This is a genomic window from Methylonatrum kenyense (assembly GCF_023195885.1).
Lineage (GTDB): Bacteria > Pseudomonadota > Gammaproteobacteria > Nitrococcales > Aquisalimonadaceae > Methylonatrum > Methylonatrum kenyense.
In genome coordinates, this window is sequence record NZ_JALPKO010000008.1 from 42,046 (window position 1) to 55,356 (window position 13,311).

Here is a 13,311-nt window from a genome sequence, read left to right on the forward strand (position 1 = left end):
GTCATTGCTGGCGCCCTGCCGATCAATTCTGGTGGAGGGGGGAGGATTCGAACCTCCGAAGGCTTTGCCAGCAGATTTACAGTCTGCCCCCTTTGACCGCTCGGGAACCCCTCCGTATTCGTTCCAGCGGCTCCGCGCACGGCTTCGCTGAAGGCGCCGTACTCTGCGGCAAGGCGGGGTATGCTGTCAACTGCATTTGACCACCCAGCGCCGATCCCCGCGCGTCATATATAATGTGCTTCACACAAGGCCCGATCCGGCCTTTGTAGGGTGGGTCAAGCGAAGCGGACCCACGCGGTGTGATCTGTTGGCAGGACAACGCAGGGTTTCGGACAAGGAAGGTGTTCGGACGAACCAGTGCAGGCATGGGCATTGGTGGCGGCGGTGACCGAGAGCCTGTTGCCACGATCGTGACGGATCACACGGCGTGGATTCGCATGCGCCCAATTCACCCAACGACAGCTGCGCGTAATTCGGTGGCGAATTCTTGCACATTACACCGCGTGGGTCCGCTTCGCTTGACCCACCCTACGACGACCACCAGGACGTAGTGCTAATGCAGGAGGCGCAGCCAGTTCCTGCTTTGGTCCGAAAACCGAAAACCTTTTTGTCCAAAAACCAATCCACGTATGGCGCATTAAGCACAATGAATGCAGGCGGTGTCAGGCGCCCGAACCCGGCACCACCCACCACGTCGGGCACCAAACCCAAGCCCCCTCCGGACCGCCCCGATCACGGCGACAAAAACCGCTCCATCGCCGGAAGAAACAAATCCGGACGCTCGATACAGGCCAGATGGTAAAGCCCCGGCATCACCGTCAATTCGGCTTGCGGGATCGCCTTGCAGATGGCATCCGCGGCGGCCACCGGCGTCGCCGGATCATGTTCACCGACGAAAACGCGGGTCGGCGCCTCCACTTTTTGCGCCAACAGCTCCAGGTCCATGGCAGCGATTGCCTCGCAACACGCTGCGTAACCCTCCGCAGAGGTTCGGGCGACCATAGTCCGAACCCCGGCCGCAAATGGGGTCCTCCGAACCGCGGGCGTAAACCATCGCTCGATCGCCGCGTCGGCCATTGCCTCAAGGCCCTCGTCTCGGGCCTGCCGGGCACGTTCGTGCCACATTGCAGGCTCCGGCATCTTCATCGTGGTGTCACACAGCGCCAGATGCGTCACCCGCCCCTGCGCATGCGCCGCCACCTGCAGCGCAATCATGCCACCGATGGACAGACCGCAGAGCGCGAAACGGTCGATGCCCAGCGCGTCCAGCAACGCCAGCAGGTCAGAGGCCAGCAGTTCCATCGAGTAGGGCCCCGGCGTGGCGGGCGTCAGGCCGTGCCCACGCAGGTCGTAGCGCAGCACGCGCCATGACGGTGTAAGCCGCTCGACCAGGTCGTCCCAGATCCGGAGATCAGTGCCAAGCGAATTCAGCATTACCATCACCGGCACGTCCTCGGCGCCATCCAGCCGGTAATGCACAACCCCCTGTGCTGTCTCGAGCAACTGCATTCACTTCCTCCTGCGGATGGGATCCCCCCCGCCACTAAACCAGGCATCGGGTCGCGATCTTGCCTTTTACCCGCATTCGCATACGTTCAAGGTTGGAACCGGGCTACCAGGGAGACCAATGCACATGCCGCGCACCAACGTACTTGTCACCGGAGGTGCCGGCTATATCGGCAGCCACGTTGTGCAACAACTCGCCGCCCGCGGCGAGCAGGTGGTGGTGCTGGACGACCTCAGCACCGGCTTTGCGGACGCTGTACCCGACGCCGAGCTGATCGTCGGCAACACCGCAGACCAAGCGCTGGTGCGGGCCATCCTGCAGCAGCACCGCATCGATACCGTGATGCATTTTGCGGCCCACACGATAGTCCCCGAATCAGTCGCCGACCCGCTGAAATATTATGGCAACAATACCTGCGCGACCCGCAACCTGCTGGTCTGCTGCCAGCAGGAGCAGATCCCGTATTTCATTTTCTCGTCCACCGCGGCGGTCTACGGCACACCAGCAGGCGGCATTGCGCGGGAGGACGCCACCCCGGCGCCGATCAATCCGTACGGGTACTCGAAACTGATGTCTGAATGGATGCTCCGCGACCTGGCTGCGGCCAGCCCGCTGCGCTTCGTCACGCTTCGCTATTTCAACGTGGCCGGCAGTGATCCGGGCGGCCGGATCGGGCAGCGCACACCCCGCGCCACCCTGCTGGTCAAGGTTGCCTGCGAGGCGGCTGTGGGCAAACGTCCGCATGTTGCCATCTACGGCACCGACTACCCGACACCCGACGGCACCGGGGTTCGCGATTACATCCACGTCGAGGACCTCGCGGCGGCGCATCTTCGTGCCCTGGACTATCTGCGCCGTGGCGGCGATTCCACCACCCTCAACTGCGGCTACGGACACGGTTACAGCGTGCGGGAAGTGCTGGACATGGTGGGCAGGGTGTCCGATAGGCAACTCACGGTTCGCGAGGAAACCCGTCGCGCCGGCGATCCGGCAACGCTGATCGCGGAGGCGAGTCGCATTCGCAGCGTACTCGGCTGGGAGCCACGGTACGACGACTTGCAGACCATCGTGTCGACATCGCTCGCCTGGGAACGCAAATTACTGGAAAGTCACGCCAGCATCTGATTACCAGAAAGAGACAAGCCATGAATGACAGCCGGATCATCCCCGTAGTCCTCTCGGGCGGCGCCGGGACACGCCTCTGGCCCCTGTCGCGGGAACATTTTCCAAAACAGTTGCTGCGCCTCGCTTCGCCGGATATGACGCTGCTGCAACAAACCGCCGCCCGATGTCAGGGGCTGACGACCGGCTCCGACCTGATCGTCGTCTGCAACGAGGCCCACCGTTTCCTGGTTGCCGAGCAATTACGGCAACTGGACGTCTGGACACCCCACATCCTGCTCGAACCAGTTGGGCGCAATACTGCGCCAGGCATCGCGGTTGCGGCACTGCATTGCCTGCAGGGGGAGCCCGATGCCATCTTGCTGGTCATGCCCTCTGACCACCTGATTGACGATGTCGATGCATTCCAGTCGGCCGTGCTTGACGGTCTGGAAGCTGCCACGGAGGGCGCGCTGGTGACATTCGGCATCCGCCCGACCCATCCCGAAACCGGCTATGGCTATATCCGCGCACGGCACGACAACGCCACTGGCCCGGCCTTACCGGTCGCGCAGTTCGTCGAGAAACCGGACCTGCCAGCCGCACGTGACTACCTTGCCAGCGGCGATTACTACTGGAACAGTGGCATTTTTCTGTTCCGGGCGGAAAGCCTGCTTGAGGAACTTGAACGACAGGCGCCGGCGATCGTGGATGCCTGCCGTCGCGCCCTGACCGAAGGCCGGCATGACCTGGATTTCCTCCGTCTTGACGAGCAGGCATTCGCGGCTGCGCCATCCGAGTCCATCGACTACGCAGTGATGGAACACACCACGCGTGCCATGGTCGTGCCGATGGACCCGGGCTGGAGCGACCTTGGCTCATGGTCGGCCCTGCAACAGGCCCGGACCGCCGACGAGCTGGGTAACACGCAGTCCGGTGACACACTGCTTGAGGACTGCCGCAACACCTTTGTGCATGCGGACAGCCGACTGGTGGCCGGCCTCGGACTCGACGACTGCATCATTGTAGAAACTGTCGACGCCGTCCTGGTCGCGAAACGTGATCGCATTCAGCAGGTCAAGACCGTGGTCGAGCGACTCCGCCGCGAGGGACGCAGCGAGACCCTGCAACATCGCCGGGTAACACGCCCCTGGGGCTGCTATGAGGGAATTGCCAGTGCCGATCGTTTCCAGGTGAAACGCATCATCGTCAATCCCGGGCAGCAACTGTCGCTGCAGATGCACCATCACCGCGCCGAACACTGGGTGGTGGTCCGTGGCACCGGGCGGGTCACGCGCGGTGAGGAAAGCTACCTGGTCAGCGAGGATCAATCGACGTACATCTCCCTGGGAACGATGCATCGATTGGAGAACCCCGGAGTCATACCGCTGGAACTGATTGAGGTGCAGACCGGCAGCTATCTCGGTGAGGACGACATACTGCGATTCGACGACAACTACGGCCGCTGCTGAACGCACCGATGGCCATGCAGCGCATCGCGACTTATCTCTTGCCAGCGCTGCTTGTCCTGATCGTGCCCCTGTTCTTTATCGACCTCGAGGGACTGACCGGCGGCCCCGGGCCACCCCAGGAATTGTCGGCAATCGCGCATGTCGCATTCTTCGCCCTGGCCGCGGCCTGGTGCCTGTCACGCATGCGGTCACCACGCCCACCGGGACGGATTCTGGCGATTCTGGCGGGGCTGTTCCTGCTTGGCGCCAGCATCGAGGGCCTGCAGGCATTGACCGGGCGACAGCCGAGCATCGATGACCTGTTATTGAATGGCATCGGCCTGGTCGTCGGCGCCTGCACGCAACTGAAACATCGTCGACTGCTTCTGCCCCTGCTCGCCCTGCCGCTGGCTAGCGCCAGCCTGTACCTGCCGATTACCGGCCTCTGGGACCGGGTCGGTGCGCGGCTGAGTTTCCCGGTGCTGGCCGACTTCAACCACGCCTTCGAGCATCGACGCTGGACCCAGGGCGACATTCGCACGGGACCGGACGGGAAACCCATGCTGCATGTCGACCTCACCCCGGGTCGCTACGCCGGAACGACGCTGAAACGGTCCCTGGGTAATTGGAACGACACTCATTGCCTGCATCTGGTACTGCGTAATCCGGCCGACACCGCATTGCCGCTGACGGTTTCCATTCGCGACCACGAGCATTGGCAACGCGGCGGCAACTACCAGGATCGCTACAATCTGCACACCACACTCGAACCGGGTCGCAACGAACTGCGCATTCCAACCGAGAACATCCGCACCGCACCCCGCGAACGGCACCTCGACCTCGCCCGAATCGACGAACTTGCGTTATTCACCACCAACCTCGGGGAGCAACGTCAATTAATCGTCGACACCGTGTTTCTGTCGTCCAGAGATCACAGATACCACTGTTTTTGAACATCTTTTAATCTCTCCGTGCGGCACTCCAGTGGGATAGCAATCCCGGGCATGCTGGATTGACCGACCGTACCCATGTTTCGCGGCCCAACTGGCCGCAGCCTTTCTAAGGAGCATCGTGAATGCCTGAGTCAAGCTATCGGGTCTCATCCCGGTCCGTTCGTTCGTGGTCGATTCCCGCCTTGTTTCTCTGCAGCCTCCTGATCACCGGCTGTATTGGCGGTGGAGGCGGAGGAAGCAGTTCCGGGAGCAGTGACAGTGGCACATCCAGCAGTAGCGACGGCGGCACTACCGCCAGTAGTGATGACAGTGGCACCAGCAGCAGTGATGACAGCGGCGGCACCAGCAGCAGTGATGACAGCGGCACCAGCAGCAGTGATGGAACATCGTCCGGCAGCGGCACTGCCGTCTCCGGAAACTCCATCGAGTTTTCCTGGGAACCTCCGCACGAGCGCCAGAATGATCAACGCCTCTACACCCACGAAATCGAGGGTCACGAACTGGTGTACCGTCGCCACGACGAATCCGACTATTCCGGCAGTGTGTTCGAAGAAGAGAATTTTTACGGAACGACCGTTGAGGGCCTGAGCTCCGGCACTTACCATTTCGCCGTCAGGACCAAGGACAGCGACGGTCGCTGGAGCCCCTACTCAGAGGAACTCGCTGTCGACGTCAACTGACTGCTCGTAATCACTCCGTGTAGCGGATGACCTCTAACCCACTACCCATTCCTGAACCAACCAAGATCCCATAGCCGCGACGGAACGCGGCCTATGGCAACCGTGCCCCACCCTCCCGAAAAATCAACGAAAAAATTTCTCCGCGCACGCTGGCGGTTGTGTTAAGCACGGCCTATCTTGTCAGTGACGACAAGCCGCCGACGTACTGACGCAATTGCAAGCTGTCGTAAATTGACGACATGCGAATTACGGGCAATGCTTAACCGGTAGACAGGAAGGATCCGGCGACGCTGCCCGATGGCTGACAGGCGCCCACGGAGGCGATTGCGGAGTCCGGATTGGCTGTATTCAAAAAAATGGCGTACCAGGGGGGGCCTACCGATGACGCGTTCACGTTTACTTGCCCGAATGCTGCTCGTTTTCCTGACTTTCAGTCTGGTGGCATGTGCCGGTGGCCAGACCCGTGGCACAGTGCCGACACCTGCCGACATCGGTGATGCCGATTACGTCATCGGTCCCGGCGATCAGTTGCGCGTTTATGTCCGCAACAACCCCGACATGTCAGTGGATATCCCGGTGCGACCGGACGGCAAGATCTCGGTGCCCATGGTGCAAAGCGTTCGCGCCGCCGGCAAAACGCCGTCCGTCCTGGCCGAGGACCTCGAATCAGAACTGTCCGCCTTTATCCGTGACCCCAACGTCACCGTTATGGTCACGGGTTTCGTGGGCACCTACGAGGACCAGATTCGCGTTATCGGACAGGCGGTCCAGCCGCAGGCGATTGCCTACCGGGACGGCATGACGGTCCTGGATGCGGTAATTGAAGTTGGTGGATTGACCCAGTTCGCTGCCGGCAACCGGGCCCGTTTGGTCCGCGGCACTGGAGACGACAGCCGAACTTACAACGTGAGGCTGAATGACCTGATTTCAAATGGCGACATGCGTCAAAACCACCCACTGCGGCCAGGCGACGTACTGGTTATTCCGGAGTCGATTTTCTAGAACCGCTTGGCTGTGGCTGGGCCGATCGTCGAACCGGCCCGCTTACAGGGGCCTTTCGCACGCGGGTGGAGTTGGGCCATGCATGAACTGTATACCTATATTCTCGGAGAACTGCGCGGCACCTGGCGGTTTCGCTGGTTCGCCTTGGTGATCGTCTTTCTTGTGTCTTCGGCCGGGGCTTACGTTGTCCTCACGATGCCCGACGAATACCGGGTCCAGGCGCGGGTGCAGGTCGATACGCAATCGATGCTGGAGCCGTTGCTTGCGAATCTCGCGGTTTCGCCAAACCTGAATGCGCGCGTTCAGGCACTGACAACAACCCTGCTCAACCGCGAAAATCTGGAGCGCATTGCGAACGACGCGGACCTGATGCTCGCCGCGCGAAGCGAAGTGGAGCAGGAGCGTTTGCTCCGGGGACTCGCTCAGGGAATAAACATCAGCGGAAGCCGAAACAATCTCTATCAGATCGCCTATACCAACTCGAACCCGGAGAAGGCGCAACAGGTCGTCCAGGCGGTAGTGGACATCATGACCGAGAAGACCCTCGGCATGACGCTAACCGATTCCGCCACAGCCACCGGCTTTCTGGAACGCCAGGTGGCTGAATACGAGAACCGCCTGCGTACCGCAGAGCAACGCCTGGCCGACTTCAAACGCGAAAACATGGGCTTGCTCCCGGAGCAGGGTGGTCGAGATTACTATGGCCGCCTGCGTGGAGCGGAAGAGACACTCGAAGAGCTGGAGTCGAACCTGCGGACAGCGGCCAATCGGCGGGACCGCCTGCAACAGGAAATCGCTGCGCTGGAAAGTGGTCGGCAGAGCGAAACCGTTCCCAACCCCCGTCTGACAGTGCTGGATGAGCAGATTCGGCGAGGCAATGAACAACTTGACGAATTGCTGCTGCGGTATACCGAAGCACATCCGGACGTCATTGCATTACAGGGCCAGATCGAGAGACAACAGGCCGAACGGGATCGCGTTGCCGCCGAACCGCAGCCAACCACGCGCGCAAACCTCAGTGCCAACCCGGTCTATCAGGAACTCCGCATCCGCCTGAACGACTGGAACGGAGAAATTGCCGCCATTGAGGCCCGGATATCCGATCAACGCAACAGGATTCGCAACCTGCAGGCCCAGGTCGACGAAATCACTGACGTCGAGGCTCGCCTGGCCGATCTGAACCGGAACTACGAGGTGACGCGGGATCGCTATCAGACCCTCCTCAGCCGGCTGAGTACCGCAGAAATGTCGACCGAGGCCGACACCTCCGGCGGCCAGTTCCAGTTTCGCCTGATTGACCCACCCGTCCGCCCGGTGGAGGCGGCAGGTCCACCGCGTGATTTCTACATCCTTGCACTTCTGCCAATCAGTTTCGGTATTGGCGGCGCATTTGCCTTCTTTCTGCACCAGATTCGGCCGGTTTTCCATACCCGACAATTGCTGTCGGACCTCACTGGTCGCCCGGTACTTGGCTCCGTCAGCCTGGCCATGACGCAAACCCAACGTCACATGAAGTTGATTGGTTTTTCCGTTTTCAGCCTGGTCGCGTTGACCCTGATCGGCATGATCGGTGCAACCGCACTTTATGCGGACGTCGCGGCAGCCCAACTGCAGACACTAATGCGGAACCTGCCGATATGAGTACCATCGAGAAAGCTCTGGGCCGTCTGCGCAGGCCCGGTCGCAACCATGCAGTGGACGGAAACGCACCACCGGAACCTGTCCTCCCCCTGGATAACAAGAGCAAGGGTGTCGAGCCGCCCCCGGTATTCGACACCCAGGCGCCGATGCTGGAGGTTGACATCAACCGGCTGCGCAAGTTGGGCGTGCAGCCGCCCTTGCGTCTCGAACGCCAGATGCGGGACGAATACCGACGGATCAAGCGTCCCTTGATTGCCAACGCGCTCGGCCGCGGTGCCCCGGCCATCGAGCGTGGCAATCTGATCATGATTACCAGCGCCGTCGCCGGCGAAGGCAAAACCTTTACGTCAATCAACCTGGCACTTAGCATCGCGCATGATCCGGATCTCTCCGTGGTTCTGGTCGACGGGGATGTCTCTCGGGCACACGCCAGCAAACTGCTGGGAGTTCAGGATCGCCCCGGGCTGGTTGACCTGCTTGCCGACGACCGCCTTGGCGCAGGCCAAGTCGTCATGCCAACCAGCATCGAATCACTTTATGTGCTCCCTGCCGGCAAACAGCATGCGGATAGTGAGGAGTTATTATCCAGTGCCCGCATGGAACGCATAGTCGCGGCCCTGGCAGACCCGTCACCTCGTCGGATCATCCTGTTTGACTCGGCACCATTGCTGGGTACGCCGGAGGCGTGCGCCCTGTCGTCCAATGTCGGCCAGGTCGTCATGGTAGTAAAGGCGTCATCAACGCTACGCCACCAGGTGACGTCCGCCATCGAACAACTCGATCCCAACAAAGCCATCAATCTGGTTCTGAACCAAAGTTTTGGCGGGCCCGGCGGGGATGATTACGGCGGCTATTACGGGGGCTACTATGGAACCGCAGACAGGAGTTCGTGAGCGCAGCGTCCAGACTAATCTGCGCGATTCACATCAGCGCCAACCTGTCTCGGGCGGTCTGTTGTCGGCCTCGGTGGCCATGGCGCTGCTCGTTGCAGCGCCCGGTGACCTGGCGGCCCAGGCCACACAACGCGACCGGGCAGCCACAGGCCCGGCCGGGGCTCCGACACTCGCCGCCTGCCGACTACCCTTGCCAAGCCGCGGCGACCGGGACGGCGGCCTCTCGGCTATCCATCTGGAACGCCAGCAGGGGCGTCCTTTCCTGCTCACGCCGTCGCTGACGTTTCGTCAGACCTATACGGACAACGTCACGCTCTCCAGAGATGACGAGGAATCAGAGTTTATCAGCGAACTGATTCCGGCAGTGAGCTTCTGCCGCATCGGTCCGCGTTTCCGGGTGCAAACGGATTACCAGGCGCAGTTGCTGCACTACTGGGATGATTCCAGCCGCAACGATGTGCTCCACACCCTCAACGCCGACAGCACCACCTCGGTGATTCAAGAACGACTGTTTCTGGATGCGGGCGCCACCTACGAGCAACAGCCAATCACCAGCCGCGGAGCATTCAGCCGCGACAATGCGCTCGCCACCAGGAACCGGGCCGATGCCCTGACACTGCGCGCAAGCCCTTACCTTCTGCAGGACTTCGGCCCGGTCGGCAGTTCGGTCACACGCTACGCCTATTCCCGCACGAACTATAACGAGGGCGTGCCCAACGTTACCCGCCATCTGGGCAGTTTCAACCTTGTCAGCCCTGACGCCGCGGATCCTTTTTCCTGGCGAGCATCGGTGCGCTCTGAACGGGTGAGGCGCGAGGATATTGACCCCCGTGCTCGCTATTTCGACGATGCCTTCCTCGAACTTGGCTACCTGATCACCGACCGGCTGCGCGTCGTTGGCCGTGGCGGCTATGAAACTGAACCACGGCCCGATGGCAGTCAGGATCGATTCGGCAGCAGCTACTGGGATGCCGGACTGCGCTGGGAAGGTGACCGTACCCAGATCGAGGGTCGCTACGGTCGGCGCTTCTTTGGTGACACCTACTTTGGTCTTATATCGCACCAAACAGCTCGCCTCGATCTCAGCCTCAGTTACCGAGAGACCCAACAGATTTCGGACCGTTTCACCATCGGCGAGCAGACATTCCAGATCGAGATCGATCCGGTAACCGGCGATCCGGAATTGATCAGCCTGGTCGACATCGAGCGGGAAATTTTCGTGCGCAAGCGAACAACCGGGTCGGCCGCGTATGAAACCGGTCGGTCCCGGGTGGTTCTCCGGGGGTTCCATGAACGACGCGAGTTCGTCGTTGCGGGGGACTCTGAGGAGCGCTACGGCGCCGATGCCTTCTGGCGTTGGCAATGGCTGCCGCGAACCGCGGTTATCCCGAGAGCTGGCTGGGAACGACTGGAATTTCGTGAGGGCCGCGACGACGACCTCTGGCTGGCCCAGATCAGCGTTGCGCACCTGCTTAGCCCCCAGATGCAGGCCGGCGCCACGCTGCGGCGTCAGCACCGGAGCTCCGATGACCGTGCCGCGCAATACACGGAAAACGCGGTCATTCTGGAACTGACCCGCGTATTCTGACGCGATGAGCGCAACCACCATGCAGGGCCGAGCGGCACCGATCTGGCGCCGCACCGATGGCCTGGTCGCCTTCGGCACGCTGGTGCTGGTCGTTGCAAGCTTTCCTTACCCGGCGGAATTATTGCTCAATCGCTGGCTTCGATTCGATGAGGCCTATTCGCACGGCCTCCTGGTTCTGGCGATTTCCACCTTCCTGGTGACGCGCAGCCTGGTCCAGTCGGGACCTTTTCGAATTCGACCAAACGCGGCCGGCATCTTGCTGGCCGCGGTGCTTGCCGTCGGCATCGGTCTGGCCGCAATGATCAACGTGATGGTCCTTCAGCAGATCGGGTTGGTGCTGCTGTGGTGGGCCTGCATTCTCGCATTGCTCGGAATTCGCGGCGGCGCGGCCTTTGCCGTGCCGGTCGGCATACTTCTCTATGCCGTGCCCTTTTGGGATTACCTGGCTCTCCCGCTGCAGCTCCTTGCGACCGAAATCAACACCGTCCTGCTGGGCTTGCGCGGGATTCATTTCGAGGTCGAAGGCGTCTACATCCATCTTCTGGACATCGGCACCTTCGAAATCGCCCACGGCTGCTCCGGGCTTCGCTACCTGATCGTCGGCCTTACCCTGGCGACGCTGTTCAGCGCCCTCAACCTGTCCCGCATCCGGGATTGGATAGCCCTGCATGCCACTGCCGTGGCGCTGGCACTGGTGGTCAACTGGGCGCGTATTTTCACCATCATCCTGGTTGGCTACGAGACGGAAATGCAAAGCAGTCTGATCAGCCAGCATGAACTGTTTGGCTGGATCCTGTTCGCCCTCGCGCTGATTCCGTTCTTCCTGTTCGCCCGGTGGCTGGCGGGAGAGCGGGAAGCCGACGCGGGAACCAGCCGAAATCTGATTCCCCGCAACGCGTCACACTGGAGTAGGGCGGCATGCGGTGTGCTCGTCCTGGCTGCGGTCGTATGGATTCCTGCCCTCTACCTGACTGGTGCAGAGAAGGCCGCCGAAGTGCGACCGCTGACCGCCCCTGCGCAGCTTGCCGATCGGGAACAGATGCCTGGCGCGACGCCCGGCCCCTGGAGCCCGGACATGCACCGTGCCGACCAAGTGCTGCGCACCGCTTACCGTGGAGGCAGTCGCCTGAACACAACAATCCACCTCGGCATCTGGCTGTACGCGCCGCAGCGACAGGGACACGAATTGGTGCAATACGGCAATCGACTGGTTGATCCGGACGAATGGATCATCGAGCACCGGGAAACGGGTCCGATTGATGGCTGGTCGATTATGACACTGCGCCACCGCCACCTTGACCAATCCCATGCCCTGGCTGCGGGCTATGCCGTTGCTGGCAATTGGACCAGTGGCCCCCTTGCGATCAAGGCGCAGATGCTCCGCGGAGCGCTGTCAGGCCGCCGCGATGGTGCACTGGTGAGCCTGGACATGCGCTGCTCGGCCACAGATTGCGCCGCGGAGAAACAGCTCCTTGCAAGCACCCTGGAGGGCGAGACGCTTACCGTACTCGAAAATCTGCTCACCGGCTCGGCTCGCTGATGGCTACCCGGTGCCCGTGAGAACCAGTTTTGCCAACGCGCGCCAGGGTGCTCTCGAAAACGGGCCGTATGCGAGTGCGCGCCCGTACGCACCCGCAGCCTGCAGTGTCATTCCCCGAGATGCCAGGTAACGGCCCCTTCGGGTATGAAAATAGCACCAGCCGGCACGCGCCTCCGATGTGGTCACGCGATCCCCGTGCGCCTCTAGAAATCGGCGAATGATGCGTTCGTTACTTTCAAATCGCGCCATTTTGTCAGAGGAAATCTGATCTTCCATCATGCGATAGCAGGCCAGACGTTCCGGCACATAAAAAAATCGGTAATAAGCTGAAAAACGAAGCCATAAATCATAATCATCGGCGACCCGGTACTCGCTGAAACCGCCGTGCTCTTCGAAACAACGCCGGCGGACCATGGTCGTATTCATGCTGACGCAGTTATCGCGCAGGAGTTGGGCGACGATTCGGCCGCTATGGCGCCGCATATTGCTGACTGCCACCTCCCGGCCCGCAGAGTTAATGAAGACGTAATCACCGTAAACGATGCCCACGTCCGGATTCGACGCGAAAGCGGCCAGGGAGCGTTCAAGCTTTCCGGGCAACCAGTAGTCGTCGGAATCCAGAAAGCAGACAAAGTCGCTTTCACTCAACGACAGCCCCCGATTCCTGGCGGCGCTCTGACCCTGGTTGCCCTGCCGCACGTAGTGAACCCTCGGATCGTCGAGGTAGCGCGCCACGACCGTCTCGGTGCCATCGGTCGATCCGTCATCGATAATCCAGTGTTCGAGATTCACGTAATTCTGGGCGAGGACACTTTCAATGGCCTGAGCCAGATACTGTGCCCGGTTGAAGGTGGGAGTAATCACACTGATTCGCGGTTCAGCCGTCATGCCACCTACACCAACCCCACGCCAGGAAACTTACAATGACAACTGGCACTAGCATGTTTCATGATTC

At 61.2% G+C, this 13,311-nt stretch carries 11 protein-coding genes and 1 tRNA gene; 9 read left to right on the top strand and 3 right to left on the bottom strand.

Features of this window, described 5'->3' with window-relative positions:
* Nucleotides 1-29: 29 nt before the first annotated feature.
* Nucleotides 30-114: transfer RNA gene (locus tag M0534_RS10600), tRNA-Tyr, on the bottom strand.
* A gap of 618 nt (nucleotides 115-732) precedes the next feature.
* Entirely contained in the window at nucleotides 733-1,509 is a 777-nt protein-coding gene (pcaD, locus tag M0534_RS10605; protein ID WP_248568401.1) for a 3-oxoadipate enol-lactonase, read from the bottom strand.
* A gap of 124 nt (nucleotides 1,510-1,633) precedes the next feature.
* Here pcaD and galE point away from each other — a divergent pair, with 124 nt between their 5' ends.
* The 9 genes from galE (at nucleotide 1,634) to M0534_RS10650 (ending at nucleotide 12,356) form a co-directional block, all read left to right on the top strand.
* Nucleotides 1,634-2,632 carry a UDP-glucose 4-epimerase GalE gene (gene galE / locus M0534_RS10610; protein ID WP_248568402.1) on the top strand — a complete coding sequence of 333 codons (999 nt, stop codon included), beginning with the start codon at nucleotides 1,634-1,636 and terminating at the stop codon, nucleotides 2,630-2,632.
* A gap of 20 nt (nucleotides 2,633-2,652) precedes the next feature.
* On the top strand, nucleotides 2,653-4,080 hold the full coding sequence (locus M0534_RS10615; RefSeq protein ID WP_248568403.1) for a mannose-1-phosphate guanylyltransferase/mannose-6-phosphate isomerase: 1,428 nt from the start codon (nucleotides 2,653-2,655) through the stop codon (nucleotides 4,078-4,080).
* Between the two features lie 8 nt (nucleotides 4,081-4,088).
* Nucleotides 4,089-5,012, top strand: a complete 924-nt coding sequence (locus tag M0534_RS10620) for a VanZ family protein (RefSeq protein WP_248568404.1) — start codon at nucleotides 4,089-4,091, stop codon at nucleotides 5,010-5,012.
* 122 nt (nucleotides 5,013-5,134) lie between these two features.
* On the top strand, nucleotides 5,135-5,692 hold the full coding sequence (locus M0534_RS10625; RefSeq protein WP_248568405.1) for a fibronectin type III domain-containing protein: 558 nt from the start codon (nucleotides 5,135-5,137) through the stop codon (nucleotides 5,690-5,692).
* Nucleotides 5,693-6,073: 381 nt separating this feature from the next.
* Nucleotides 6,074-6,694 carry an XrtA/PEP-CTERM system exopolysaccharide export protein gene (locus tag M0534_RS10630; RefSeq protein ID WP_248568406.1) on the top strand — a complete coding sequence of 207 codons (621 nt, stop codon included), beginning with the start codon at nucleotides 6,074-6,076 and terminating at the stop codon, nucleotides 6,692-6,694.
* A 78-nt stretch (nucleotides 6,695-6,772) separates the two neighbouring features.
* Nucleotides 6,773-8,335, top strand: coding sequence for an XrtA system polysaccharide chain length determinant (locus tag M0534_RS10635; protein ID WP_248568407.1), 1,563 nt, complete (start codon nucleotides 6,773-6,775; stop codon nucleotides 8,333-8,335).
* Nucleotides 8,332-9,228 (top strand): AAA family ATPase, encoded by an 897-nt coding sequence (locus tag M0534_RS10640; RefSeq protein ID WP_248568408.1) that lies wholly within the window; start codon nucleotides 8,332-8,334, stop codon nucleotides 9,226-9,228. The genes M0534_RS10635 and M0534_RS10640 overlap by 4 nt, the downstream gene beginning before the upstream one ends.
* Nucleotides 9,203-10,816, top strand: a complete 1,614-nt coding sequence (locus tag M0534_RS10645) for a TIGR03016 family PEP-CTERM system-associated outer membrane protein (RefSeq protein ID WP_248568409.1) — start codon at nucleotides 9,203-9,205, stop codon at nucleotides 10,814-10,816. The genes M0534_RS10640 and M0534_RS10645 overlap by 26 nt, the downstream gene beginning before the upstream one ends.
* A 4-nt stretch (nucleotides 10,817-10,820) precedes the next feature.
* Nucleotides 10,821-12,356 (top strand): exosortase C-terminal domain/associated protein EpsI, encoded by a 1,536-nt coding sequence (locus tag M0534_RS10650; RefSeq protein WP_248568410.1) that lies wholly within the window; start codon nucleotides 10,821-10,823, stop codon nucleotides 12,354-12,356.
* A gap of 3 nt (nucleotides 12,357-12,359) precedes the next feature.
* Here M0534_RS10650 and M0534_RS10655 read toward each other — a convergent pair whose 3' ends face one another.
* On the bottom strand, nucleotides 12,360-13,244 hold the full coding sequence (locus M0534_RS10655; RefSeq protein WP_248568411.1) for a glycosyltransferase family 2 protein: 885 nt from the start codon (nucleotides 13,242-13,244) through the stop codon (nucleotides 12,360-12,362).
* Nucleotides 13,245-13,311 lie beyond the last annotated feature (67 nt).

Excerpts from the sequence above, each read along its gene's own strand:
- M0534_RS10650 (WP_248568410.1), top strand. The coding sequence starts at position 10,821 with ATGAGCGCAACCACCATGCAGGGCCGAGCGGCACCGATCTGGCGCCGC.
- M0534_RS10625 (WP_248568405.1), top strand. The coding sequence starts at position 5,135 with ATGCCTGAGTCAAGCTATCGGGTCTCATCCCGGTCCGTTCGTTCGTGG.
- M0534_RS10620 (WP_248568404.1), top strand. The coding sequence starts at position 4,089 with ATGGCCATGCAGCGCATCGCGACTTATCTCTTGCCAGCGCTGCTTGTC.
- pcaD (WP_248568401.1), bottom strand. The coding sequence starts at position 1,509 with ATGCAGTTGCTCGAGACAGCACAGGGGGTTGTGCATTACCGGCTGGAT.
- M0534_RS10655 (WP_248568411.1), bottom strand. The coding sequence starts at position 13,244 with ATGACGGCTGAACCGCGAATCAGTGTGATTACTCCCACCTTCAACCGG.
- M0534_RS10615 (WP_248568403.1), top strand. The coding sequence starts at position 2,653 with ATGAATGACAGCCGGATCATCCCCGTAGTCCTCTCGGGCGGCGCCGGG.
- M0534_RS10640 (WP_248568408.1), top strand. The coding sequence starts at position 8,332 with ATGAGTACCATCGAGAAAGCTCTGGGCCGTCTGCGCAGGCCCGGTCGC.
- M0534_RS10635 (WP_248568407.1), top strand. The coding sequence starts at position 6,773 with ATGCATGAACTGTATACCTATATTCTCGGAGAACTGCGCGGCACCTGG.
- M0534_RS10645 (WP_248568409.1), top strand. The coding sequence starts at position 9,203 with ATGGAACCGCAGACAGGAGTTCGTGAGCGCAGCGTCCAGACTAATCTG.
- galE (WP_248568402.1), top strand. The coding sequence starts at position 1,634 with ATGCCGCGCACCAACGTACTTGTCACCGGAGGTGCCGGCTATATCGGC.
- M0534_RS10630 (WP_248568406.1), top strand. The coding sequence starts at position 6,074 with ATGACGCGTTCACGTTTACTTGCCCGAATGCTGCTCGTTTTCCTGACT.